30 protein-coding genes and 4 pseudogenes are annotated in these 23,529 nt (G+C 53.5%); 11 read left to right on the forward strand and 23 right to left on the reverse strand.

Going from position 1 to position 23,529, the window contains the following annotated elements; genetic code table 11:
• Positions 1-258: 258 nt before the first annotated feature.
• Entirely contained in the window at positions 259-672 is a 414-nt protein-coding gene (locus JMJ16_RS16380) for a hypothetical protein (protein WP_201383176.1), read from the forward strand.
• A gap of 13 nt (positions 673-685) precedes the next feature.
• Positions 686-1,081 (forward strand): plastocyanin/azurin family copper-binding protein, encoded by a 396-nt coding sequence (locus tag JMJ16_RS16385; RefSeq protein ID WP_201383178.1) that lies wholly within the window; start codon positions 686-688, stop codon positions 1,079-1,081.
• A gap of 526 nt (positions 1,082-1,607) precedes the next feature.
• On the opposite strand, the gene JMJ16_RS16390 is transcribed toward JMJ16_RS16385, so the two are convergent.
• Positions 1,608-2,309 (reverse strand): helix-turn-helix transcriptional regulator, encoded by a 702-nt coding sequence (locus JMJ16_RS16390; protein ID WP_201383180.1) that lies wholly within the window; start codon positions 2,307-2,309, stop codon positions 1,608-1,610.
• Positions 2,310-2,479: 170 nt separating this feature from the next.
• Here JMJ16_RS16390 and JMJ16_RS16395 point away from each other — a divergent pair, with 170 nt between their 5' ends.
• Positions 2,480-3,124, forward strand: a complete 645-nt coding sequence (locus JMJ16_RS16395) for a flavin reductase family protein (RefSeq protein ID WP_201383182.1) — start codon at positions 2,480-2,482, stop codon at positions 3,122-3,124.
• A gap of 312 nt (positions 3,125-3,436) precedes the next feature.
• On the opposite strand, the gene JMJ16_RS16400 is transcribed toward JMJ16_RS16395, so the two are convergent.
• The 3 genes from JMJ16_RS16400 to JMJ16_RS16410 form a co-directional block, all read right to left on the reverse strand.
• A complete protein-coding gene (locus JMJ16_RS16400) occupies positions 3,437-3,877 on the reverse strand; it encodes a DoxX family protein (RefSeq protein WP_201383184.1) in 441 nt (146 codons plus the stop codon).
• Positions 3,878-3,907: 30 nt separating this feature from the next.
• On the reverse strand, positions 3,908-4,321 hold the full coding sequence (locus JMJ16_RS16405; protein ID WP_201383186.1) for a hypothetical protein: 414 nt from the start codon (positions 4,319-4,321) through the stop codon (positions 3,908-3,910).
• A 109-nt stretch (positions 4,322-4,430) separates the two neighbouring features.
• Complete coding sequence (locus JMJ16_RS16410; protein WP_201383188.1) at positions 4,431-5,087, reverse strand: TetR/AcrR family transcriptional regulator; 657 nt, start codon at positions 5,085-5,087, stop codon at positions 4,431-4,433.
• 249 nt (positions 5,088-5,336) lie between these two features.
• Between JMJ16_RS16410 and JMJ16_RS16415 the strand changes: the two genes are divergently transcribed.
• The gene (locus tag JMJ16_RS16415; RefSeq protein WP_201383190.1) at positions 5,337-6,482 is read left to right on the forward strand and encodes a winged helix DNA-binding domain-containing protein; all 1,146 of its coding nucleotides are present in this window, start codon (positions 5,337-5,339) and stop codon (positions 6,480-6,482) included.
• A 3-nt stretch (positions 6,483-6,485) separates the two neighbouring features.
• Complete coding sequence (locus JMJ16_RS16420; RefSeq protein WP_201383192.1) at positions 6,486-6,635, forward strand: hypothetical protein; 150 nt, start codon at positions 6,486-6,488, stop codon at positions 6,633-6,635.
• Between the two features lie 137 nt (positions 6,636-6,772).
• Here the strand turns inward: JMJ16_RS16420 and JMJ16_RS16425 are convergent, their stop codons facing one another.
• The 6 genes from JMJ16_RS16425 to JMJ16_RS16450 form a co-directional block, all read right to left on the reverse strand.
• Positions 6,773-7,474: a type 1 glutamine amidotransferase domain-containing protein gene (locus JMJ16_RS16425; protein WP_201383194.1), complete on the reverse strand. Its 702-nt coding sequence runs from the start codon at positions 7,472-7,474 to the stop codon at positions 6,773-6,775.
• 217 nt (positions 7,475-7,691) lie between these two features.
• Complete coding sequence (locus tag JMJ16_RS16430; protein ID WP_201383196.1) at positions 7,692-8,024, reverse strand: hypothetical protein; 333 nt, start codon at positions 8,022-8,024, stop codon at positions 7,692-7,694.
• Positions 8,021-8,371, reverse strand: a complete 351-nt coding sequence (locus JMJ16_RS16435) for a hypothetical protein (RefSeq protein WP_307813168.1) — start codon at positions 8,369-8,371, stop codon at positions 8,021-8,023. The genes JMJ16_RS16430 and JMJ16_RS16435 overlap by 4 nt, the downstream gene beginning before the upstream one ends.
• Positions 8,372-8,509: 138 nt before the next feature.
• Positions 8,510-8,731: a hypothetical protein gene (locus JMJ16_RS16440; RefSeq protein ID WP_201383200.1), complete on the reverse strand. Its 222-nt coding sequence runs from the start codon at positions 8,729-8,731 to the stop codon at positions 8,510-8,512.
• A gap of 166 nt (positions 8,732-8,897) precedes the next feature.
• Positions 8,898-9,449 carry a DUF3995 domain-containing protein gene (locus tag JMJ16_RS16445; protein ID WP_201383202.1) on the reverse strand — a complete coding sequence of 184 codons (552 nt, stop codon included), beginning with the start codon at positions 9,447-9,449 and terminating at the stop codon, positions 8,898-8,900.
• A 206-nt stretch (positions 9,450-9,655) separates the two neighbouring features.
• The gene (locus tag JMJ16_RS16450; RefSeq protein ID WP_201383204.1) at positions 9,656-9,982 is read right to left on the reverse strand and encodes a hypothetical protein; all 327 of its coding nucleotides are present in this window, start codon (positions 9,980-9,982) and stop codon (positions 9,656-9,658) included.
• A 57-nt stretch (positions 9,983-10,039) separates the two neighbouring features.
• Between JMJ16_RS16450 and JMJ16_RS56030 the strand changes: the two are divergent.
• Both JMJ16_RS56030 and JMJ16_RS16460 read left to right on the forward strand, forming a co-directional pair.
• Positions 10,040-10,184 (forward strand): annotated as a pseudogene (locus tag JMJ16_RS56030) (sigma factor); the annotation flags it as partial.
• Positions 10,185-10,206: 22 nt separating this feature from the next.
• Complete coding sequence (locus JMJ16_RS16460; RefSeq protein ID WP_236601685.1) at positions 10,207-10,485, forward strand: helix-turn-helix domain-containing protein; 279 nt, start codon at positions 10,207-10,209, stop codon at positions 10,483-10,485.
• A gap of 229 nt (positions 10,486-10,714) precedes the next feature.
• On the opposite strand, the gene JMJ16_RS16465 is transcribed toward JMJ16_RS16460, so the two are convergent.
• Both JMJ16_RS16465 and JMJ16_RS16470 read right to left on the reverse strand, forming a co-directional pair.
• A complete protein-coding gene (locus JMJ16_RS16465) occupies positions 10,715-11,695 on the reverse strand; it encodes a hypothetical protein (RefSeq protein WP_201383205.1) in 981 nt (326 codons plus the stop codon).
• A gap of 260 nt (positions 11,696-11,955) precedes the next feature.
• Positions 11,956-12,222, reverse strand: coding sequence for a hypothetical protein (locus tag JMJ16_RS16470; protein ID WP_201383207.1), 267 nt, complete (start codon positions 12,220-12,222; stop codon positions 11,956-11,958).
• A gap of 495 nt (positions 12,223-12,717) precedes the next feature.
• Between JMJ16_RS16470 and JMJ16_RS16475 the strand changes: the two genes are divergently transcribed.
• Positions 12,718-13,257: a hypothetical protein gene (locus JMJ16_RS16475; RefSeq protein WP_201383209.1), complete on the forward strand. Its 540-nt coding sequence runs from the start codon at positions 12,718-12,720 to the stop codon at positions 13,255-13,257.
• 86 nt (positions 13,258-13,343) lie between these two features.
• On the opposite strand, the gene JMJ16_RS16480 is transcribed toward JMJ16_RS16475, so the two are convergent.
• Together JMJ16_RS16480 and JMJ16_RS16485 are read right to left on the reverse strand one after the other, a co-directional pair.
• Positions 13,344-13,859: a transposase gene (locus tag JMJ16_RS16480; protein ID WP_201383211.1), complete on the reverse strand. Its 516-nt coding sequence runs from the start codon at positions 13,857-13,859 to the stop codon at positions 13,344-13,346.
• Between the two features lie 23 nt (positions 13,860-13,882).
• Positions 13,883-14,296, reverse strand: a complete 414-nt coding sequence (locus JMJ16_RS16485; RefSeq protein WP_201383213.1) for a hypothetical protein — start codon at positions 14,294-14,296, stop codon at positions 13,883-13,885.
• A 610-nt stretch (positions 14,297-14,906) separates the two neighbouring features.
• Between JMJ16_RS16485 and JMJ16_RS16490 the strand changes: the two genes are divergently transcribed.
• Both JMJ16_RS16490 and JMJ16_RS16495 read left to right on the forward strand, forming a co-directional pair.
• Positions 14,907-15,317 carry a MerR family transcriptional regulator gene (locus tag JMJ16_RS16490; RefSeq protein WP_201383215.1) on the forward strand — a complete coding sequence of 137 codons (411 nt, stop codon included), beginning with the start codon at positions 14,907-14,909 and terminating at the stop codon, positions 15,315-15,317.
• 70 nt (positions 15,318-15,387) lie between these two features.
• Positions 15,388-16,164, forward strand: a complete 777-nt coding sequence (locus JMJ16_RS16495; protein WP_201383217.1) for a dienelactone hydrolase family protein — start codon at positions 15,388-15,390, stop codon at positions 16,162-16,164.
• 375 nt (positions 16,165-16,539) lie between these two features.
• Here the strand turns inward: JMJ16_RS16495 and JMJ16_RS56415 are convergent.
• The 9 genes and pseudogenes from JMJ16_RS56415 to JMJ16_RS16535 all read right to left on the reverse strand — a co-directional run.
• Positions 16,540-16,743 (reverse strand): annotated as a pseudogene (locus JMJ16_RS56415) (RNA polymerase subunit sigma-70); the annotation flags it as partial.
• Complete coding sequence (locus JMJ16_RS16505; RefSeq protein WP_201383219.1) at positions 16,688-17,359, reverse strand: SDR family NAD(P)-dependent oxidoreductase; 672 nt, start codon at positions 17,357-17,359, stop codon at positions 16,688-16,690. The gene JMJ16_RS16505 and the pseudogene JMJ16_RS56415, both read right to left, overlap by 56 nt.
• A 44-nt stretch (positions 17,360-17,403) precedes the next feature.
• Positions 17,404-18,033 carry a DUF2182 domain-containing protein gene (locus JMJ16_RS16510; protein WP_201383221.1) on the reverse strand — a complete coding sequence of 210 codons (630 nt, stop codon included), beginning with the start codon at positions 18,031-18,033 and terminating at the stop codon, positions 17,404-17,406.
• A gap of 115 nt (positions 18,034-18,148) precedes the next feature.
• Positions 18,149-18,307, reverse strand: a pseudogene (locus tag JMJ16_RS57125) (DUF899 family protein); the annotation flags it as partial.
• Positions 18,308-18,344: 37 nt separating this feature from the next.
• Positions 18,345-18,656: pseudogene (locus JMJ16_RS57130) on the reverse strand (hypothetical protein); the annotation flags it as partial.
• 223 nt (positions 18,657-18,879) lie between these two features.
• Positions 18,880-19,605 (reverse strand): SDR family NAD(P)-dependent oxidoreductase, encoded by a 726-nt coding sequence (locus JMJ16_RS16520; protein WP_201383223.1) that lies wholly within the window; start codon positions 19,603-19,605, stop codon positions 18,880-18,882.
• A gap of 240 nt (positions 19,606-19,845) precedes the next feature.
• Positions 19,846-20,232 (reverse strand): helix-turn-helix transcriptional regulator, encoded by a 387-nt coding sequence (locus JMJ16_RS16525; protein ID WP_201383225.1) that lies wholly within the window; start codon positions 20,230-20,232, stop codon positions 19,846-19,848.
• A 76-nt stretch (positions 20,233-20,308) separates the two neighbouring features.
• Positions 20,309-20,770: an SRPBCC family protein gene (locus JMJ16_RS16530; protein WP_201383227.1), complete on the reverse strand. Its 462-nt coding sequence runs from the start codon at positions 20,768-20,770 to the stop codon at positions 20,309-20,311.
• Positions 20,771-20,939: 169 nt separating this feature from the next.
• Positions 20,940-21,707, reverse strand: a complete 768-nt coding sequence (locus JMJ16_RS16535) for an SDR family oxidoreductase (protein ID WP_201383229.1) — start codon at positions 21,705-21,707, stop codon at positions 20,940-20,942.
• Between the two features lie 679 nt (positions 21,708-22,386).
• On the opposite strand from JMJ16_RS16535, the gene JMJ16_RS16540 reads away from it, so the two are divergent.
• Complete coding sequence (locus tag JMJ16_RS16540) at positions 22,387-23,301, forward strand: AraC family transcriptional regulator (RefSeq protein WP_201383231.1); 915 nt, start codon at positions 22,387-22,389, stop codon at positions 23,299-23,301.
• Positions 23,302-23,529: the final 228 nt, after the last annotated feature.

Below are 23,529 nucleotides of genomic sequence, written 5' to 3' on the forward strand. Positions count from 1 at the left end.
GTGACTCCATTTTCGTGGGTGAGCATGTGATGGGCGCATCTCCGTCACATAAAATTGCGTACTTGCTCCCCTCTTCCTCTTCCTATACATTCTCATTGTAGCAAATGAGAATGCCAATGACAAAACATGGTCACATAAAAGCAGGGCATTCCAATTTTAGAGGAATTTTGGAGGAAAGCGGGAGGAGAAAAGTGAAAGGCTCTGACATGGGAGAGCGGAGAACAGTTTTCCTCGGCTTTGACAGAAAGGCATAGTTCTATGAAAACAACGGTACATATCTTGCATTGGGTAGGAGGCATAGCAGGCTTGGGAGTGCTGGTGCTCGGGCTCTTCATCTGGATTACCGGAATGAGTACGACCATGCTTCAAATCGTTCACGCGTTGTTTGGTTTGACCTTCGTTCTCGCGCTATTGACGCTTGGGATTATAGCGGTTCTCAATAGAGGAACAAGGCTCCTGGGCGCTGTGAGCCTCGTTTATGCGCCCCTCGTGCCTGTCTTTGGGGTAATCCAGATGACGCTGCTTGTTGGCGATCTCCACTGGCTGATCAGAACCGCCCATCTGCTGGTTGGCTTGGGCGCGCTCGTGTTGTTCGGTACCACCGGTATGCGTTACCTGCGTCTCAAGCAAACAGCCAGTGAGGTAAGCAGGCAGCCGCAGCTTGTACGATAAGGAAGGAGATCCCATGCTGATAAAGAGGCTGCTTCCTTTTCTGGTATTGAGCTGTTTGCTCGTCTCCATCCTGGCGGCTTGCGGGACAGACGGGGCTTCTGCTCACGCTGCGCCGGGGACGGAAGTGCACATGGATAGCGCCAATTTTGTCCAGGCAGAGATCACCATTCAGAAAGGGCAAAGCGTGACGCTGATCAACGACGATCCGCTTACGCCCCACATCATTGCAAATGGAACGTGGGAGAATGGCACCGCAAAATCAGTCAGAGAGCCAAACGCGCCAGAGGTGAATAATATGCAGATCAACGGAAACGCACAAGCCACGATTGGCCCTTTTCCCACCGCTGGGACATTCAGGCTCTATTGTACGATCCACCTTAACATGAACTTGACGGTCAGGATCCAATAAAAAGAAAGTGAGCTCTGCCATGGGAAAACCCTAAAGAAACATACGTCGTGTAGACGGAAAGAAGGAAAACCACTCTCTAGGAGTCCCAGTGTTCATAAAGGGGGATGCCATGACAGTATTGATGGCATCCCCTAAACGCAGCAGTACGGTCCTGATAAGACAAGAACCACTTCCTGCCCCCCTGGATACGACGCATTGTCACTTCTCTCCTTTGTGGAGACATTGGCTTTTTACGCGAGCGTTTGGCAAAGACAGGGAAAATGTCGATTAATTGATTTCCACATTAGGAGGGCACCCCTCGTATGGCGAATTCTCAGGTAACCATCCAGATTACTCCCACTTCTCTGCCCTCAATCCCATCCTGGCTGGGAGAAGAGGAAAAAAGGCTGGAGGTACAGAGAGATTGGTGAGAGTTGTGGCTATGCCGCTTGCTTGACCCCAGTCACCTCATCCCACGCCTGAAATCGGCTCTGTAAAATGGCACGGTCTTCCCTTGCACACAGGAAGAACTCACCTTCTTTCTGCCCTAAAATTGAAGATCGAGCTCTTGCGATAGACCTCTTTGCCCGGCCTCAGAGAGACGGATTGCCCGGCTCCTTGGTACTCGTAAGATCCATCCTTGCTTGAGCAAGTGGGAAGCAAGACTCGCACCAAGCGCCCCCGCAAGATGATGGCGTCTTTCGCTCCAATCCAGACAAGGGACTGCAAATGCTCTTCGCTTCTGTCTCGTCGCAGGCAGATCAATGCCCAGGTGAGTAAACCACTGCTCTCCTTCCGTGGTGAGCACATAGTTGTTGTCGGCTTCTCTGAGGTAGCCGTGTTGGAGCATGGCGTGTGTGATGCGTACGCCAAGTGTTCCAGCCAGATGGTCATAACAGGTGCGTGCAAGGCAGAGCGCTCTGGCTTCTTCAGATTGTCGCAAAGAACGGACCGGGGGACGAGGAGCAATCACCTGAAAGGCTTCGAGCGCCTGTCCGACTTCAGCACTGGCAAGCCGATAGTAGCGATGTCGCCCACGAGGTTCGACCACAAGAAGCCCTCCGGCAACCAGCTTCGCCAAATGTGCGCTCACAGTTTGCTGTGTCAGTTGACATCGGGAGCCCAGTTCGCTTGCTGGCAGAGACACGCCCCCAAGCAGTGCTGTGAGGATCGTGGCACGTGTTGGCTCGCCAATGAGAAAAGCAATGGAAGCAATATCGGGTTGTGTATCCATATTTCGATGGTACACGATATATTCCTGTTTTACAATAGGCACGTACCAACAAGGCGTGAAGGAAGGCAGTTGCCCTGGCGAACATGCAAGGAATCAAGGCCCTCACCAACGCTCCCTTTTTTGAGACAGGAAACAATGATGCTCCCTCATCGCTGTTCAAACGCTTTTTCTCTCTGGAGGATATTATGAAAAATCAGTACATCTCTTTAGAACAAGACCTTGCTCTGAGCTCTGATCATTTTCATGCTATTACGCCATCTATTCTATACTTTGGGACGCCTGTTGTTCTCATCAGTACTCTCAATGAGAATGGGAGTGTGAATCTCGCGCCGATGTCCTCAGCCTGGGCGCTCGGCTATACGGTAGTCCTGGGTCTGGGGGCCACAGGGAAGACCATCGATAATTTGAAACGTACGAAAGAATGTGTCCTGAATTTTCCTACCGACCAATTATGGCAAACAGTAGAGCGCCTAGCTCCCTTAACGGGAAAAAACCCGGTCCCGGCAGCCAAAGCAGCGCAATTCCGCTATGAGCAGGAAAAATTTGCCGCGGCAGGCTTAACTCCTCACCAGTCCGAATGCGTCGCGCCTCCCAGAGTTGCAGAATGCCCGCTGCAGTTTGAGGCAAGCGTTCGCGATATTCGTCCTTTACAGCAGCAAGAAACCGCGTTTCTCGTTGAAGCGGAAGTGCTTCGTATTCATGCTCACGAGAGCATCATTGAGGGTGAGCGACATATCAATCCTGAGGCATGGCACCCCCTCATCTATAATTTCCGCCATTACTTTGGTCTGGGAACAGAACTGGGGAAAACATTCAGAGCGGAGATCTAGTTCCTCATTGCTCATTGTACTGCTGCTGGGCACTGCTATCTTTTTTTAAAAGGAGAACTGCCAGCAGCATCCCCTCCTCTTTTCTTCTACAAAACCGGGCCAATAACAATACGTTTACTTTCATCAATGGAAGAGTATTAGCCTTACAGAAAACAGCCCAGAAAGCCTCATCACAGCGTTTCCAAGCTCACTTTGTAAAATGTGGGTAAAAGACAGGCCTGGGGTGACTGACTACAAAAAATACAAGGCACGTGATTCATGGCAACCAGAAGGATCATCCCAAACCACATGCCTTTCAGATCGGACGACAAGCTATATCAGCGCAGCCCACAGTGCTAGAGCGATGAAGAGCACCTGCATTGGGACGCGTAACCAGAGAGGCATCACCGGTTGGCCCGACAGCGAAATAGCATTGAGCGCAGCGTTGATGTTCGCTGGCAACACAGCGACGAAGAGGATCGCCAGGCAGATGCCAGCTGCCGTTCGGGTAAAAGGGATCAGCAGTCCGATGGCGCCCAGTATCTCCAGGATGCCAGTGACCAGCACGATCTGGCGTGGATAGAGGATTTGCCGCGGTACCATCTTGATGAGATCTTCTTTCCTGGTAGTAAAATGTGCGCTGGCAGTCAAGAGCAGCATCACAGCCAGAGCCCAGAGCGAGGCACCATGCCAGGTTTGGAAAAGAGGCACACCCAGCACGCCCAGGCCACGGAACACCAGTGTAGCAATAATCAGTACCATGAATACAAACATATTGATCTTCCTTGATAGAGGCACAACATTTTAGTTCGAGACAGGAAGCACCGCCAGGCCATAGGCGAGCAAGAGGATACTGGAAGCCAGCAGTAACGCCCCCAACGTGGTCATCAGGTAACCAAAAGAGAGGCGACCACGCTTCTCAACAAGCATATCAATGAAGAATCCTCCCGATTGAGCCAGGGCGCCAAGGACATAGACAAAACAGGCAATGAGCTTCACGGTGCTAGAGAAGCTGGTCTGAGCCAGATAGGTATAGTAGAGCAAAGAGAGTACCAGGAGCGCTCCCGCATGCGCATGTCCAGCGCGAAAAGTGGCCAGGCGTTTAGGCGTGAGCCAGGGATTCGCGCGCACCAGCAGGCTCAGGAGTGAATAGCCACCAAGCATCACGGTTGGCAGAAGTACCCAGGAGATAATGGCGAAGATTCTGGTTGGGTCCATATATGCTTCCTTTCATCTTTTGACCAGCTTTATATACAAGAACAGGTCTCTCGCTATACTGAGATGTGCTCATTAAATTAACACCGTTACTTTATACTCAAAAAAAGACCTACCCCCGATGCAGACCGCGCTCGATCAGCAACCGGGACTCGGCCAGAGCTTGCTGCAGGCGAGTGGCATCGAAGAGTGGCACGCTTATTGAGAGCGAGACCAGGCCATGCATCAGTGCCCAGAGCAAATCGCTGTAGGCTTGAGCACTGCCTGGATGAAGCCTGCCTGCATCTAGAGCCTGCTGCACACCCTCTTTGAGAATATTAAAGGCCTGGATACGCGGCGTGCTTGCGCCCTGTGGGGTCTGCATCAAAAAATCGCTCCGTTGCATAAACATCAACTCATAGTACATGGGATGCTGGATGCCGAAGCTCACATACGCACGACCAAGCGCGAGCAGGCGCTCCCAGGGATCAGCCGTGCTCTGAGCTGCAATCATAAGTTGTTGGCAAAACTGCTCAAACCCCTCATCGATAATTGTAAAGAGCAGATCATCTTTATCTCGAAAGTAGAGATAGATGGTCGTTGGCGAATACCCAATGCGCTCGGCCACTTTCCGCATAGAGAAGCGATCGTAGCCTTGTTCAAGGAACAGTTGGCCCGCAGCGGTCAGGATCGCCTGGCGCAATTCCTGTTTCTCATGCTCTTGCCGACGGCGCATGGCCTGACGGATCCGCTCGCTCTGTGTATCAGGCTGCGTTTTTTGTCTTTTCATAACGGTGCTCCTTAAAATAACACCGTTATTTTAACTTCCTGAAAGGGATTGTCAAGAGGTATTTCAGCGAGTTCTCGTACAAGAAAGGGGAGGCCCTCCACCCAAGGATTGTCGCAAAAATCTTGACGGCACGAAAGTAGCAAGCAAGGAATTGCGCTATGAATGAGGGCGGATTGTGTCTCCCTTTTGAAATATCCTTTGCTTGTACGTAGAAACCAGGCAAGAGAGCAAGGCGAAAAGGAGAGACTGATGGGTGAACGCATCCTCACGCTGCGAGAGCTCAATCGCGCCACTTTGGCGAGGCAGCTTTTGCTGGAGCGGGCGAGTATCACTCCCCTGGCTGCAATCAGACAGGTGGCAGGCTTGCAGGGCCAACTCGCTAATCCGCCATATATGGGGCTATGGAGTCGTTTGCGGGCCTTCCAGAGAGAGGATCTGACAAACTTGCTGGAGCGGCGCGAGGTAGTGAGGACGTCGATGATGCGCCGCACACTGCACCTGACAACTACCGAGGATTATGTGAATTTCCGGCCTGCGCTGGCAACGCTGCATACGCGCCAACTGGAGCGCTTTTTTGGTCAGCCGCTCGCCAACGGTCTCACAAGAGAGCGTCTGCTGGCCGAGATGCAGGGCTTTCTGCGTGAGAAGCCACGCACCAATGTCGAACTGCGTACTCGCCTGGCCGAACTGGTACCGCAAATGGATGAGCGCCTGCTTTACGCTGTGCGCGCAGCTCTCTCACTGATCCAGGTCTTCCCCGGTGGCGCCTGGGGCGTCGGTGGTAGCCCTGCCTATGCCGAGGCTCAGGCCTGGTTAGGGCGCTCATTTGTTCCTCCCGCAGAAGGCCTGCATGCGCTCATTCGCAGCTACCTCTCCGCCTTTGGCCCAGCCAGCACCAAGGATCTGCAAATCTGGTCTGGCCTCAATCACCTCCAGTCAGCAGTCGAGATTCTGCGTCCAGAGCTCACGACCTTCCGTGACGAGCAGGGTCGCGAACTCTTCGACCTACCCGGCGCGCTCTTGCCATCTGCGCATACTCCTACCCCCGTACGTTTTATCCCCGATTTCGACAATCTCATTCTGGCCTACAACGACCGCCAGCGCATCATTCCTGAGCACTACCGCTCCTATGTCACCCCTGGCAGATCCCTTGTCCTGCCTACCTTTCTCGTCGATGGCTTCGTCAGTGGCATCTGGTATATCGAGCGCACCCGGACTATAGCCAGGCTCATTCTCCAGTCCTTTGAGCCTCTTCCGTTGAACATATCGCAGGAATTGCAGGCAGAAGGCCAACGCCTGCTAGCCTGGGCCGCAGAGAAGATTGACACGTTTGAGATTGTGGTCAGCGTATACGATGGAAGCGGAGGCAAACAGAATATGTGGGGACGCTTATAAGCGGTGCCCAATACGTCCCGTCATCCAACCAGTCCCACTGGTGGTCAGAACACCGTCGCTTTCTCCTCGCTAACGACCGACCGCTTCCGTATCCGGTTCGATCATCAGAGCGGTGGTAAATATTCGGGCGTCACTGAGGTGCAATGGTCCTGATGGAGAAATAGAAGAGAGGGGTTTGCTTTGCATAGCCCCATGCGCATTAAGTGAAGAGCCAATTGAGGCCACCTCTTGATGGCCTCAATTGGCTCTTCACTTAATGCGCATGGGATGGATGAGGAGATGCCCCAGCTTTACGCCGTCGCTTCGGATTGACCAGAGCGAAGTAACTGCAATAACGCTTCCGCAGCGGGACCCGAAGATGCTGGGTTCTGACCCGTTACCAGTTTGCCATCAATCTGCACATAAGGCGCAAAAGGTCTGGCTTTGCTATAGATGCCGCCTCTCTCCTTGAGCTTATCCTCTAGCAGAAATGGTACTACTGTAGTCAGGCCCATAGCTTCTTCTTCCTCATTGGTAAATCCTGTCACGTGCTTGCCTCTGACTAGGGGCTGACCATTAGCATCATGTGCATTTATGAACGCGACAGGTGCGTGACAGACGGCTGAAACCGGCTTATTGGCTTTCACTAGGGCCTCAATTAGCGCGATGGAGTGCGGGTTGTCTGGCATATCCCACATCGGACCATGCCCGCCGGGATAGAAAACGGCATCGAAATCGTTCGCCGATATATCAACGAGCTTCCTGGTATGGGCAAGTTCTGTTGCCGCCGCAGAATCGGCGCGGAAGCGTTTCGTCGTTTCCGTCTGGTTTTCGGGCAGGTCGCTTTTCGGATCGAGTGGTGGCTGTCCGCCTTTTGGTGAAGTGAGTGTTATTGTGACGCCAGCATCTTTCAGGACATAATAGGGTGCGGCAAACTCTTCCAGCCAGAAGCCTGTTTTCTTGCCAGTGTCGCCGAGCTGATCATGGGAGGTAAGGACCATCAAAACCTTCATTGCAATCCCCCTTAACTAGGAAACGCTATTAATCTTCTGTATTGTGTACATCATCGCAATAGAGCAGATGTTCGATGATACACAGCCGTATGTGGACGGCGAGCGGATCAACTCGCTTCAAATGAACTGATCCGCTCACTTGAAGCGAGAGCGGGACATTGGTGCTCTGTGCAAGACACCTGATGTTGGGTAGGCTAGACCCAGTGGGGACGATAGCCTAGTAGTGCGCGCCCACGCCTCCCATTGCCTGGAGGACAGGATGGCCTTCTAAGGACTCAACCTGGGCACCCGTATTTGCGGTCCAGCGCACAAGCTCGCTGCGTTGCTTCTCGTCCAGCAGGATATCGTTCGCCAGTATCAGGATATCGGCCTGCCCATGTTCGCGCGCGCCAAGCATTTCCTGCATCCTACTTACCGCCAGCCCGTTCGAGCGCACTCCTTCCACAAGGATGTCGGCCTGATTATGCGACGCCTCCCTTTCCATGTACTGCATCACTGGCTTGATCTCGTCATGAACCTCGTGGCGAGGCGTGCGAATATCGAGATTCAATACCTTTCATGTACCAGTGGCTCTACCGTGCTGGAAAGCTCTTGATGCGGAAGGGGAATGGCTACGGGATCGCCGGCCAGAATGACGCACTGAGTTCCCTCCTGCTGTACAAGGTCTTCAATAGCTGAAGTAGCCTCGCGCGCGAACTCTTTGCGTTTATTCTCAACCCGCCGGTGGTATCGTGCCCGGTTTAAGCATGTGGCGTTCCGTTTGCCATAGCCGGCCGGTGAGTCGTCAGGTCCAGCCACATCTTCAAGGAAGCCCAGGCGTGTCACAAAGAGGCGCGTTGTGTTGGTATCGACCACTGCGGTCACTACCGTCTTCTGCTCGTCAAGCAGGTGAGCCAGTTAAAACAGATCGGGATAGGGTTCAAATGCTATCTGGTTCTGAAATACTGCGCCAGTTTCCAGGGTCTCAAAGAGCCCATGCGCGTCACAGGTGAAGATGGCAACCCATTGTAATCAGGGCTCGGCGTGGTTTTCAAGTTAACGTTGAACTTTTTCCGCATCCTTGCGAAAGCCATCTAGCGCGGGATGACGAGGCAACACTGTTCTCTCAATCTCGCGTAACCTGTTCCTGAGTACAGGGGTAGATGTGCGCCCCCATGGCTGTTTCCCCGACATATGCGGACTCATATCCAGGTAGACACTTAACACCTGCGCTCCATCGGGTTCAAAGGCAGCGAGTTTGTGAAAACAATCTTGCATTCACCACTTTCCTCCCTCCAAACGTTAAACGCTTGCCATTAACGGAATGTAACTCTACCGCATCCTTAACTATTGCTTCTGCAATGTGACACTGATTTAGCCTATGTTGATTATTTTGTCCTATTTGGGGTCAGCTCATCCAAACCTGTGATCATATTGGCCTTCCTTAATGAGATTTTTTACGAAATCGATGTCGATTATGCCAGGCAGCCAGGCCATAAAGTATTCCGCCAAGCAGAAAATAGGCATCTATAGCCGCGCTTGACCAAAGCATATACGCTGTCACGTGGTCATCACCAAAGATCTGCGCATATGTTAAGCCTGTAATCCCATTTGGGAGCAGACCTGTGAAGCGGACCAGGTCGTCCATGTAGGAGGCAAGTGCGCGGAGCGTCAGGATTGCGGAACCAAACCAGCATGCAGAGAGCAAGAGCCAGCCGGGTATAACTCGTCCCCACGCTTGCACTATGGCGAGAGGAACCAGTGTGCCGCCCATGAACAGCGCGTAAACGACGCACGCGTAGATCCATTCAACTCCATTTGTCGGGGCGGGAGGAATCGAATGAGATGCATCTCCAAACCCCAAACGCCCGCCATAGGCCCAATAGATGTGAAATGCAATAAAGACGACAACCCAGAGAAACGCAGCATACCCGGCCCACGCTCTGTGTGCCTGGACTGGCGATCCATAAAAGGATCTTTTTTGATGGGAAACCATTTGTCGCAAATACCTTTCTCAGTAGCTCTTTGTGTTTGGCCTCTGAGGTGTAGAAGAACGAAAATGCACGTTTAGGAGGAAATGACCTTAGCAGAAGTCGAATTTCTGGGTTTTAGAGAGCATTAGCAGAAATAAAACAGATAAATTGGTTGGGTTTATTTCTGCTAATAGAACTTTGAAGAAATGAGAACGTGCTCAAAAGTTCCTTAACGTGCGATATTGTTCCGTTGTTCCTCAGAGACCTTTCTTGTCTTTTGTACATCTTGATGTACATCTTGAAATGAACCGGTTCTGGCCCACTTTCGGTGAAGGATGAGGTTGTTTAGAGAAATGCTCCTCTCCTTTGAGCGCAGAGAAAGGCGTGGTTCTTTCCCTACACAAGAGTTTTCACCAAGATTGTGCCAGAACCGATAAACTGCTGATTTCTTGGCAATTCTTCTGTTGAAAGTATCTCCCCTTCTTTCGCCATCGCGGTTCATCGATGCCTGGGTCGCCCAGTCGGCGGTGAAGGCGGGAATGAGCCTCCCTGTCACATCGGCCAGGTTTCCTTTGTCATTCCTATGACAAAACGAAACGAGAAAATGTGACCGATGATAGAGACACACAACTGGCTGGCGGAGCAATTCGAGGCAGAGCGTCCTCGCCTGCGAGCGATGGCCTATCGCATGCTCGGCTCACTCGCCGAGGCAGAGGATGCCGTCCAGGAGGCCTGGCTGCATCTCTTCCGTTCTGACACGAGGCGTTTGACACCTATAGAATGTGCGCTGCTGTTCACGCTTATGCGCGAAGGGGAAAAGTGCTCTCGCATCAGTCGTTGCTCCACACCGTCTGGGGCACAGGGTATCATGAGGAAGTGGATTATATCCGTGTCTACCTGCATACCCTGCGCCTCAAGTTGGAAGACGATCCCAGGCATCCTACGTATCTCGAAACGATCACGGGAGGTAGGATATTGGTTCCGCCAACCATGCATTCCCATTTTTTCTGGTTGATCCAATATGGAAGAGCCTACGACACGGAATTTCGCCACCTTTGAGCTTCGCAGGTGCTGTTGAAACAACCTGGATATGCGAGAGAGGAATGGCTTTCCTTCTTGTTTGCGGTCTTCTCAGTCGGACATTTTCCCCCTCTTACAGAGAACGAGGCGAGAAAGCCCCGAGCATGAATGACCGGGGCTTTCTCGCCTCGTTCTCTGTAAATTGGAAGTTGCAAAAAGAAAAGGGATCGCCTATCCTGGCGATCCCCTAGGTACACTAAGATCCGTATTAGGGATAGGAAATGACACACCCACCAGCGTTGTTATTAAACGCGTTACTCCAGAGCGACTGGACAGGAAATGTTCCTGTGCTCAAGGTAATGTTGGCTGAGGCCCCCTGACCGGAGCTAATCCAGGCACATTTGTCCCCGTTCTCGCTCCCACTGCCGTCGATCCAGCCAGTACTGGGATAGATATCGGTTTCAGTCTCGGCAAACTCATGACCACCGACAATGGTGATACCGTCGGTCAAGCCCGCGCTCCCCGAGTTCACGAAGTTGGCACCACAGCTCGCCCCCGCGTCAGTAATGTAGGGCATGTTGGTATAAGCAATATTGCCATAGCTCGAACTCGTCGAACTGTGCCAGGCGCAGTATTGGGTTCCAAAACCACTCGCGTTATTGTGCGTCGCGGTATTGATCACATACTGAACCGTTTTATTGGAAGACGCAGTCGTATTGCCAAAATGCGCTGCTGCCTTGACCGCTTCACTGGCCAGTTGCGACTGACTGGGTTTAGAGGGAGCCGCAGATGCATTGTCATACCAGATGCCGGCGAATACACCGGTGGGGTTTGTGGCATGTGTGCCCGATGAGCCACAGGTAACCGTGCCGGAGGAAACGCCTTCACAATATTGCGTCACCGAGTTGTTCCAACTTGAGCCACCTACGCCTTTAAAGAAATTCTGCTGAATGGCCGCCTCGCCAGATGGATCGTTGTTGTTCCATTGCGATCCCCAGTAGATCAGATATACCTTGTCCGCTCCGGTTTCCACGCCCACGCCGCCTGTACCGCCATGGTAGCTCAGGTTATTGCTCCCGGCGCAATTGCGACAGGCGGCGGCAGTGTTTTTCACTCGCATGCTGCGTATGGAGTGAAGGACTTCACTGTTTGAGCTTGCATGAGCAGGACTCGTAGAGCTAGCGAGGGAGATCGAGATGGAGAGCGCGAAGGCCAGCGTGGCCGCCACGATTAAATAGATGCGCTTCAATATTGTACTTCTCCTCTTTTTAGGGGCGAGTCAGGCGAATGCCGTTGTATTCGCCTTTATTTAGATAAGTATAAATATATCGATTCACTGGTGCTTTCTTGCAATTTCACGTGAACAATCCTCTGAAAAGACAGAGCAAAGGACTTGCCGCTGCTCAAACGGTACGAAAGCAGCATGCCATTTGCGTGCAGTTTAGGGTCTCTTCTCTAAGGAAGCTTCTCCGATTCTTATGTAAGACCTCTCAGGCTTGCCAGTCCACCTTAAAACGAGGCATAGCAACAGATGCTGTGTTGAGGATCTACAGCAGGTGGCCTGCACACGCGTAACGCGCTTTGCACGCTCGTCCATAGACCAGTGAGACTAGTATCAGGTGATGTTTCAAGGTGTTCGATAAGTATCTCCTCGATGGCGGTGGCGAGCGCGGTGACCGCTGGGTACTCGAAGGAGAGGCGCAAAGGGATCTCGACGCCAAGCATTTTGGTAATGAGCAAAGGGGCGCCACCCAAACTGAAAGGTGGCTGCCACATCGGCTACACCTTGAGCTATATGGTTGGCCGGATGATGTATTAACTGCTCAACCGTCTAACTCAGAGCTGTAGAGATCTTCACTGAGAGCAAGAGCAGATAAGGAACGGAATTCAGACTCTGCTCGCGGTGAGGGTGGGAACCTCTTTGACTTCTCCACCGCTTTGGGTCATATGCAGGTAACCGTGCAGAAAGAGGGAAAAGGCGACCAAGTACCCAATATCCCAGATGCTTCTTGACAAAAGAAGAAGGGCGATGCCATTCTGAATACAGAATCGCATCTCACAGGAGTTTTTGACGGCCATGAATGACGAATGCGTACCGGTGACAGATCTAGACGTTTGCCGCCTGGAGGTCGTTTCCTGACAGACAAATCGTAAACGCCACATCCCTTGACTTCACACCACGTTCCCCTGGTGTTTTTTCTTGAGCCCGCGCACCTCCATGCTGCCCCTCTTCCCTGGTTTTCCCAGACCTTTGCCCGGGAAAAGGTTGATGTGTGTCCACGTCTTTTTTACCCCGTTTGGAGATCAGAGCTATGCGTTTTCTTCTGCCAACGCGCCTTACGGCTGTGGGAGGGAGCCACGGCGCGGCTGCTCTTTACGGCCCATCCGCGCGCCTTCATCACCAGCACCGTAGGGACGCTAATTGAACCGCTCCTTTACCCGGCCTTGCTGTTGATTTTGCATCAGATGCTGCAGGCCATCAATGAACTGGTGGGAACCGCGCAGATGACCGGGGCAGTTACCGCATCTGGAATCGCCCTGATCGGGCTACTGCTGATCCAGCGCCTGGCGATTATCATTCGCGATGGCTCCTCGAATATTTTGCGCCAGCAAGCCTGGGTGCTGATCAGCACCCGTATCATGCACAAATTACCCTCAGTTCCCTATTCGCTCTTTGAGAACAATGCCTTTCAAGCGCGCTACGGGCTGGTCATTCGCGAAGCAGCGCAGCGCTCCATTACCCTGGTTGACTCGCTGCTCTCTACGCTGCCAATCTTACAGAGAACGCGGCAAGAAAGCCCCGGTCATTGATGACTCTGTTGGGAAATTTTGTTCAGACATTTGGGCAAATTGGTCGAGCCACCTCTTTGAGACAAGCAAAGGGCGAGGCTCGACGTTCAGGGTGAAAAGAGTTTCCTTGAACGTGCGCATGAAGAGAGGTAACGATCCGCAGCACATTGATCCCAGCCGCAATCTGTACATGATGCAGATGCGTTTTCCGCTCTCCACGATAGGGGCGCACGCCGCATTCTTGTCTGACGAACCACTTGTGAGATCGTTCCTTCGACACCAGCTCGTAGCGCGTATTTCTCCTTGAAAGCAGGCGTGTGTTGCTCCTCCCGGCGCTTCTCTAACGCCTGATACGCTTCTTGCAGTAACAGTTTGAGAATACGTCCCTTGGCTCCAGTGGTACAGTGCTCTCGTGCCACACACGCCTGACACATCTTAGGAGGAAAACGGACCTCAATCTTCTCTGTGCCGTGCCGGTCAAAGAAGGGAGCCCATCGCTGGCTCAGATGCCCTTGTGGGCAGCGTATGCGTTGGTGAGGCCAATCTACTTCAAAGTCGTAGAGCCCATATCCCTCCCCGGCCTGCGCCTGCCAACTGGTTGACTCCTGAAGAGGGCCGATCATCTATGTTCCTTGCTTCGCTTGCTCTACAAGAGAGAGGTCGCACTAGTGTAGCCTTGATCCACTAACAGGATTGAAGGAGCCATCTCGCGGTCGCGCTGATCCTGCAAGATCGGTTCCACAACCACACTATCAGCAACGGTCGCTGCGACCGTGTGAACCTGGACAATCAGATGAGGCTTTTGAGGGTCTTGATCACAGGTCTCTGTCAGATGCACTTTGTATCCTAAGCAGACCAGTTCTCGTTTGCGGACCGAGCGTGCCTGTTCATCGTAGGGCGAAACCATCCGATCCTCGTTATTCACCGCAGGCCCATCACGCCATCGCACTCCAGCCTGTCCACATTCGTAATGCTGCTCAAAGACCTGTCGGAGCCGGATGACAGAGGGCAAGAGACGCAGAGTGGAGGGCGTCTCTTGCTGGTCTATACAATCTCGCAATACGTGACACATCCTCTCCAACTTGCTTGCGCAGGGCCTGTTGTTTGCTCTCCTGCTTGGGAAAACGCGTCATCTCAATGCGTTGGACATAGCGGTCAAACCAGTCGGGATCCACATGCGAGAGCAGCTTGGCATCTTGCTTGTCTGTCTTCGTTCGCCCTCCTCCCGAAAGGCGCGCAAGCTACGACACGGGCTGGATTGACGATGTTTACGGTATGGCCAGCTTGATACAAGAAGAGCGCGAGGGCGTCTCCGTAGGTTCCAGTAGCTTCCATATAGGTATGGACCCAGTCGATCCCTCGCTGATTGAGCTAGCGCACTGCTCAGGAGTGAGGTGATCTGAGGTCATCAACTCCACTGTAGCGCGGGAAAGAATGTGCTCACGACCGTACCGGCCTTTGTTGAGCATCATGCGGCTAAAGGCAAAATAGTCATCGATCGTCAAGACGAGCCCGCCTCCACCCGATTCGAAAGGCGCCTCAGACCGCTAGGCACGCTTTGCCGCATCGTCAAACACCTCCAATGTGTTCGTCTGATGATTGAAAAATTGAGAAAAAACTCTCTGATGCCCTCTTGACCTGGAGTGCACTTCAGGTTGTATAGTTCGTGCATGGAAGCAGAATTCTCGATCCAACAGGTTGCGGACATAACAGGGCTCTCCATCGATACCCTGCGCTATTATGAGCGCATTGGACTGCTTGAGCCGGTGAGCCGCGCATCAAGCGGCCATCGTCGCTACAAACAAAAGGACATTGACTGGATTGGCCTGGTTATCAACTTACGCGAAACGGGGATGCCTCTCGCGCAGATTCACCACTTTGCCGAGCTTCGCCGCCAGGGAGAGGCCACGGCAACTGAGCGCCTGCACATCCTTGAACAACACCAGCACGCTCTCAAGCAGCAAATGCAGAGGCTGGAGCAGCACATGACGGCGTTGCAACACAAGATCGCACATAAAAAGGCGTTCCTGGCTCAGCGTGACGCTCCACCTCATCCCGCTTCTGAATCTCACGCAGAGTGAATAGGAAACGACGACCCTCCCTTCAAGGGAAAGAGAGCAAGCAGCACAAACGAGGAAAGAGGGAAATTTCATGCCTCAAGCTACCGAGACACATTCCATCACGACGGGATATGTTGATATCATTGTAGATGAGGGGTCCAGCTCATCTACTATGGACGCCTATATGGCGCGCCCCCAAGCTCCGGGCAGCTATCCTGGGGTGATCGTCGGCTTTGAACTTTTTGGAGTGACCGGCTATATCCGAACTATGGTCGATCGGATTGCCCAACTTGGATATGTGGCGCTCTCCCCTGATTTTTATCACCGTTCTTCACCCGGCATAGAGCTGGAAGCGACTGCCGAGGGTCGAGCTCGCGGCTTTGAATTGTTGCATCAGTTCACCCGACAGCACGCAATCAGCGATGTGCACGCCGCAATGACGTACTTGCGCGATGAGGGGAAAAGCTCGAAGATCGGTATGGTCGGTTTCAGCGTTGGTGGACACATTGCCTACCTTGCCGCGACCCAATTCGACCTCAAGGTAACGGTGGCCTTTTATCCAGGTTGGCTCACAACGCAGGATATCCCGCTGAGCAGACCGACCCCCACGCTGTCCCTGACACCCGGAATAGTTGATCATGATGGCTATCTGTTGTTCCTTGCCGGTGAGCAAGATAGCCTCATCTCAGCTAAACAACGTGAAGCCATTGCCAGGGAACTGCGAGCGGCCAATGTCAGACATGAACTGGTGACCTACGCAGATACCCCACATCGCTTCTTTTGCGAAGAAGGAGAGAGTTATCGCCAGGTTGCAGCAGATGATGCCTGGCGCCGCGTTCGCGAAGTGCTCGCCGCTGAACTGGCTTGAGCCGGAGGTGAGTGAGACTTCCCAGGTCGGGGAATCTCACTCCGCCAACACGCACGTCCTCTGACAGGGGTTCGCTTCAATCGGTTCGAAGGCGAGAAACTGCTCATGAAACCGTACAATAGCATCATTGTGCAAGGTGAAGGCAAAGAGTTCTTACACGTACATACTACCGACGTTCCATACAGGCACTGCCACATTTCTCCAGGGGGAATTTACGTGAGCAAATATTCTATAAATAATAGAATGCGAATTTTTGGTAATTTCGCACCCCGGAAAGGGCCGGGAGCAGCGTGCAGCCTTCGTTCACGTACGTGTTCATAGGGTTTGCAATATGAAAGCCCCGTGTCTTAAAACCTGACAGGCCACCATGGGTGGAGGCGCGATCTCGTCGAAGGGCACGGCGAAGATGTCGTGCAGGACAAAGGCGATGCGCTCGGCGGGAGCAAGCATATCGAGCACCACCAGCAGCGCCAGACCCACCGAATCAGCCAGTTCCATCTCTTGCGCCGGGTCGATCTCTCTTTCACCGCCCGTCACTGCTTGAGGCACCGACGCTTCCAGGGGCTCCTCGCGCCGCGCGTGCCAGGCGTTCCTGCATCTTCTCTGGGCTCAATCCAGCTTGCTGGTAAATCGGGGTCAGGATTGGACCTGGGCTGACCACGTTGACTCGAATGCCTCGTGGAGCCAATTCAACCGCCGCCGTCTGTGTCACTGCCCGTAACGCTGCTTTGGCTGCACTATAGGCACTCGTCCCTGGCCGACGCCAGGGGGGAGTGATGGGAGCCAAAGCGATCAGGATGATCGAAGCCCCGTCATTGAGAGAGGGGATCGCTTTCGTGAGTGTGAAGTATGCGCCCTTCGTATTGATCGCGAACAGTTCGTCATACAAGCTCTCCGACGTGTCTATGAGCGCAGCAAACTTACCCACGCCGGCATTGACGAACAGCACGTCAATGCGGCCAAGTTCCCGCGTGACCGTTTGATATAGCCGATCAATCTCCGAGAGCTTCGCCACATCGACCTGCACAGCAAGCACCTCATCGCCAATTGTCCTGGCGGCTTCTTCAAGCGTGTGTGTGTTGCGTCCCACGATGGCAAGTCTAGCTCCTTCTTCGTGAAGCCGTTTCGCTGTGGCAAGCCCGATGCCGCTATTGCCTCCCGTCACCACCGCCACTTTGTTTTCAAATCTCTTCATCACAAGCCTCCTTCATCTGTTCCTTTGGTGTTCCCTGTTTCCTATCAGAAGATCAGGATCGAAAGCCCCATCATGGCTGCAATGTTCATGATCCCCAGGAAAAAAAGAAGGACGAAGAGCAACCAGTAACTTGCCAGGCAATAGATGCCATACTTCAACCCCATCCGAAAAGAGGCGGAGTATCCTTCCCCGAGGATGAAATCCTGAGGTGCGCGGCATTTCGCCAGGCAGGCACGCTTGAGGGATGTCATCTGGTAGATTCCAGCCAGTACAAGAATGCCACCACCGATGCGGGCTGCGTTCATCATGATCCAGGGAACCTGCTGGGCCAGCTCTGATGCGACGAGAGCGCCGAGATACGCGAGCCCTCCGAAGAGCGTCCAGACCAGCATGTACGCGCCAACGAAGACCCACAGGGGCGCAAAGGCAGCTCTCTCGCTTCCCGTGTCACGCTGGACTCGTGCAACGGCCAGGATCACGGGGAGAGCTGAAGGAACCATCATGGCTGCCATCATCACGACCCAGATCGCCAGGAACGGCGCGGCCTCCATGCCCATGGTCAATCCGCCGTCCATCCCCTGTGTTGTCCAGGACTGCCAGATCAGGATCGCCCACGATGCGACAACCAGGGCCAGCAGCGTGAGGATAACAGTACGTTCTCGTTGCAATCTCACATTCCCTTTCCTCAAAGGAACGCTGTCGCACCTTAATGCACTTTAAAAATGGAATCAGGGGTCATTTGTGTATGAACATAAGGACGCGGCAGCTCCCAAACCAGTGTCTATGTGTTCAGCTCTTGTATCTGTCGTGGTATCGAACCCAGGCTTGTGTGAATTCCAGGCCCTCCTCATCTCGCCCTTTCGGAACCAGATCGAGATAGTTGTAAGCAGCGTTTAGCATATCGATTCCCCGCGCGTGGCACGAGTAGGTGTGAAAGATCGCGCCGCTGCCGGCTCAATTCATCCCGCAACCTGGTGAGCTCCTTTTCTCTGGCAAGCAGAGCTTTTCGCGCGGAAAGCCATTCCTCGTGTGAAACGATGAGATGATTTTTTATGTCGTCTGAATTGTTTTTCATGTCCTCGCCTTCTCTTGTTCGTGTCTGTCTTCTGTTCAGAAACAACGCCCCGGGCTCTCCAGGGGCCTGTTCTGAACCATGCCCCTGGATCAACCTTTCATTTCTGATGACCGAAAAAACGCTGCTCACCGCAATAACGAGCATACAACCGTATTTCAATACGTTCAGTCTATATGATGAACACTCGAGCGAAGTGGCGCACCTTATGCAGATGCGTTGCATCAGGGAGACAGATCACGAGTTCCTGGCTATCAGCGGCCTCATAGGCGGCTAGACGCTGGCCGATGGTCTCCACGCCATATGACCCACTATCTCCAGGGAAAACGTCACCCGCCCATCCTGAGATCTGAGTCCTGGCCCGCTCATCGGTCTCACCAATGATACAGAGTGTCAGGGCTGTCCGATGAATGCTCTCATCGTCTCGCCGGGCGGGCTGGCAATTTGCTCATGACTTGTCCCCCTCTGCAGCTACGAGGGTCGCATTCTGGCGCTCAAGCTCCTTGACCGCACCGCTGCGCCAGCTCTCTGCCAAGGACTCAGACATGGGGTCGGGAAAGATTTCTTCCTCTCCCTTCTCCACTCCGTCGAAGATAGCTCGCGCGACGGACTCTGGAGGGGCCTTCGGTATGTCCAGGGATCGGGACATCTCGGTATCTATGGGTCCAGGTAGGACGGCTTGAACGCTTACGCCCTGCCCAGCCAACAAAGCGCGTAGCGATTGTGTCAGGTTGAACGCGGCTGCCTTTGCGATTGAGTAGGGCGGAACGACCGGCAAGGCTGCCAAGGCTGCCACGGATAGGACATTGACGATGGCTCCCCGAGAACGAGTGAGAAGCGGCAGGAAGGCCTGGGTCATGTCGTATGTGCCGAAGAAGACGACGGCGAGATGCTGTTCGATCGCGGTCCGATCGCTCAAGTCGTCAGACAGCGCAATACTGGCATTGTTGATGAGGATATCAAGAGATTTGACCTTCTCGACAACTTCCTGAATCTGGGCCGCATTCGTTATGTCCAGGGTCAAAGGCGTGACGCGCTTATCTGAATGTTCCATTGGTACACGCGCACTGGCATACACCTGCTTCGCGCCTCTCCTCAAGGCTTCCTCAACCAGTGCCTTCCCAAGGCCGCGATTGGTGCCTGTTATCAACATTGTTTTGCCTGTGATGTTCATAAGATTTTTACTCCTTCTTTCCTCTCCCTCTTGAATACGGGATGACTCATAGTTCTCTCCTTGCAAGTTGCAACGAGATCTATTCTCTTGGCAGAGAAAGAAAAAACTTCTCCGACCTTGCTCTTTTCCAGGTACAAATGAGATCGTTCTATGTTGTCATCCTGTGATAATGGTGTGTTGTAAAACAAGGGTTCTTCCCTGCCCGAAAAGCTTGCAACAAGCTGATTGAGCAATCTTCCATTACGACATCTCCTTTTGGGTATTCGCTCTGGCATTGGTTTCTTGCTCCTGCGCGGAGGATGTGCCTGGTTCCTCAAGCAGATAGCTCCGCAGAGCAGCAAGACGCTGATCCCATTGGGCTTCAATAGCCCCAATCCAGGTCGTGACGGCCTGCAATCCCTCTGGCCGTGGCACATACCGCCGCTCCCGACCCGTCTCGCGGGCCGTCACGAGACCAGCCTGCTCTAAGGCCACCAGGTGCTTGATGATGGCTTGACGCGTGATGGGCAAACGGGTGGCAAAGCTCGCTGCTGTCCCTGAGCCTTCTTCGCATAAGTGTTGAAGCAAGAGACGACGCGTGGGATCAGCCAGACCCAGAAAGACTCGCTGCGTCTGTGAATCGCTCATTACCTGTTTCTCCTCTCCGTCTTCGCGAGATGCTCTTCCGCATCACCTACAACAAGTAAGCACCTTCGGACCAGGACTATACGACTTCCTGGCTCTGGAGGTAGGCATGCAACCCGTTCAGGCACTCTTGCCAGCCATCAGAGTTGTCGCGATAGGCTTCCTTTGCTGGGACAGGCTGAGGCAGGGAAGCAAACCCCGACTCGACCAGCGTCAAGAGGGTCCCTTCGGTCCGTTCTTCCAGGGTAATTTCCACCAACGTACTGGGTGCGGTGGCAAACGTGATCCTGGGATGGCTAACAGCATAGGAAGGCCAACGAAAGGCAAAACGCTGCTCTGGCTCAATGACCTCGATCACGCCAGGATAGGGGCATGGTTCATTTTCCCAGGTAAATTGGATGGCACCGCCTACGCGAAAGTCCATATCACTCACTACCCCAAACCAACGGGCAAGCTGTTCTGGTTTCGTGACGGCATCCCAGACACGCTCACGTGGGACAGGCAAAAGCATGGTTCGTTCAATACGATCAGAAAGGGTCATTGGATCTCCTCTCAGGTGACGCAAAATGCGCAGTCTTTTTTTATATATGCAACCATAAGGTTGCGTATCAGGGAGTATACCAGAAAAAACCACAGTAGGCAACCCCAAAGTTGCGTTTTTTAGGGATATCAGAAACAAGAGCAAGAGTCGAGAAGTGGTGGAAGCGGACCTACGATACCAGCTTGACCTCTGCACCAGAAACCAGGAACGCCTTTCCTGCTCTCTCTTGCGGATCGCTTGCACACTCGACCACCGCACGGGCGACGTCCTCTGTTGTCGGCGCCGCTCTCATGTTTTTGATAAAGTCGGCTGGTGAAATGCCCAGAGAGGAAGCGTAGGCTTCGACCCCCACTCTTCCCAGTTCGGTCGTAGGCATCATCCCTCCGGGCACCAGCGCCAGAAACCACAAACCAGGATGCAAGCGATCGGCTTCCTTCTGAGCATACTTCGCCAGAAACATCTGCATGCGCTTGGCTCCTGCATAGCCGCCTGAAAGCGGCGAATCCCCCATGGCCGCGCCGCTGGAAATGAGGATCACGGTCACCCCCGCAGGCAGCGGTGAGGTCAAGGCGGCCTGAGAGAAGAGCAAGGACAGCTTCACATCGCTATTCCAGTTGCGGGAAAACTGCTCCCATGTTTGCTCCACCAGGGGTGCCATATGAGGGATAGCATCCGCGCAAATGATGAGGACATCTGGCGCAAGCGCCTCAAACACCTTTGCAGGAGCACCCTTCTCCGTCGCGTCCAGCGCGAGGACTTGTACACCCGGAAATGCCGCGGCAAGTTGCTTGAGCGGCTCGACCTTTCGCGCAACGGCAAGCACCCGCGCGCCCTCAGCGTACACCGCAGCCACAATGCTGCGCCCCAGCCCCCTGCTGCCTCCGATGACGATCACATTCTTGTCCAGTAAACGCCGTGTCTGACTTGATTCATTCATAGCACACTCCTTTTGAACCTCCTGGTATCCTTTCGTAAAAAACACGTATGGGCTTATTATCCTTTCTCTCCCGGAGCCTCGCTCCTCTCGCTTGAGACGAGCGTCAGACCGAGCCGGGTTCTCTGACAGAGCACCCCATGCAGCGCAGCCTAAACGGGCCTCGATCCAGAAAGCAAGGTCGTTCCAGCAGCCTGATGCTCCATCAAGCGTCTATGGCCCCGACTTCACGACTCAACTACGTCAAATTCCGAAAAGCCCTCTTTTTGAGCCATTCCCTACGCTCCTTCGAAGTGGCCCGATTCCCCGCGAAAATCGGCGGCATGGCGATGCGCAAACTCGCGAATCACGGCAGATCCGCTCAAGCCATTTACACCAGTAACAAGAATCATGATATCCTCCTCGCCAGCAGGGTTCGCATGGTCTAGGAAGAGAGAAGTGCCTCTGTGATTCGCCCTCTCATGTGAACTATGCTCCCCTGCTACGCTCTACTCTTGAAGAAGTAACCAGGTCACTGTTTTCTCTGCGCTGAGCCACAGTCTCATGATCAGATCCCAAAGGTAGCAACTCTTGCCGGGTCAAGTGATCTTCTCGATAGGCAGAGTATATCCTTGAACGCTGAGGCAATCTATGCTAAATTGTCTTGAATAGTTGTCTGATCGTCTCAAAAGAGGAGAATGGCATGGATGTGCTCACCGATGTGCTGGGTGTACTCGAATTGAAAGGGTGGATCTCTGCGCGCAGAGAGCTTACTCCTCCCTGGCGCTATGACTTTGAGGCCAGTCAAGATATGATCCTTCACTTGCTCGGCTCTGGGAGTGGCTATCTCTCTTTCAAAGGGGACCCTACGCCTCTGCGAGTCGAAGAGGGAGCTGTCCTGCTCTTCCCTTTCGGGCACGCGCACTCGATCTGTGACGAACTGACTTCACCACTGACACAAGTCCTGCATGTGGACTATGACGAGCAACGCGAGTATCAGGGCTTTGCAGGTGCGTCCGATGAGTCAAAGATGAGTGTCCTCTGTGGCGCGTTCCATGTGGAGCATCCCGGAGCTTTTCCCTTGCTCCACAGCTTGCCCCAAGTGATTCATATTCCCGCAGAACAGGGCCGCACGGTGCAGGGCTTCACCGAGATTGTGCAGTTGATCGCACGCGAAGCGACCACGCCTCGGCTGGGCACGCAGGTGATGCTCAGGCGCTTAACCGAACTGCTCTTCATTCACATGATCCGGGTCTGGGTTGAGCAACAAGCGGCATCGACGCCCGGATGGGTAGCGGCGCTCCGCGATCCGTCTATCAACACAGCACTTGGCCTGATTCATCAATCGCCCGAACAGAGGTGGACGGTCGAGGAACTGGCAGAGGCAGTGGCCCTCTCCCGCTCAGTCTTCTCCGCTCGCTTTACCCGTCTTGTGGGTGAGCCCCCTATCACGTATCTCACTCGTTGGCGCATGAGCAGAGCAACCCGCTTGCTCAAGGACAACGTCGAGATAGAAAAGATCGCGGAGCTTCTCGGCTATGAATCGGCAGTAGCCTTTCACAAAGCCTTCAAGCGAGAAGTCGGCAAGACACCGGCCAGGTATCGAAAGCTCGGGTAACTAGTCGTAACGCCCGCCTCGATCCCACTCCCGCGCGAAGCTTTCGCTTGATCGGCCCCAGATACGCAAGCGTGTCACCACGCACAGGTGTTCGCGTTCATTGAGGATGTATGGGAGCGTCCTCTTTGTGACACCATCCTCTGGATGGATGCGGGTCATGGACGTCTTGGAGGGTGTTCATCTCGCCGCTCTTCTCCATCCTTCATGATTTATGTGTAAGTGTCAGTG

Source organism: Ktedonobacter sp. SOSP1-52, assembly GCF_016587395.1.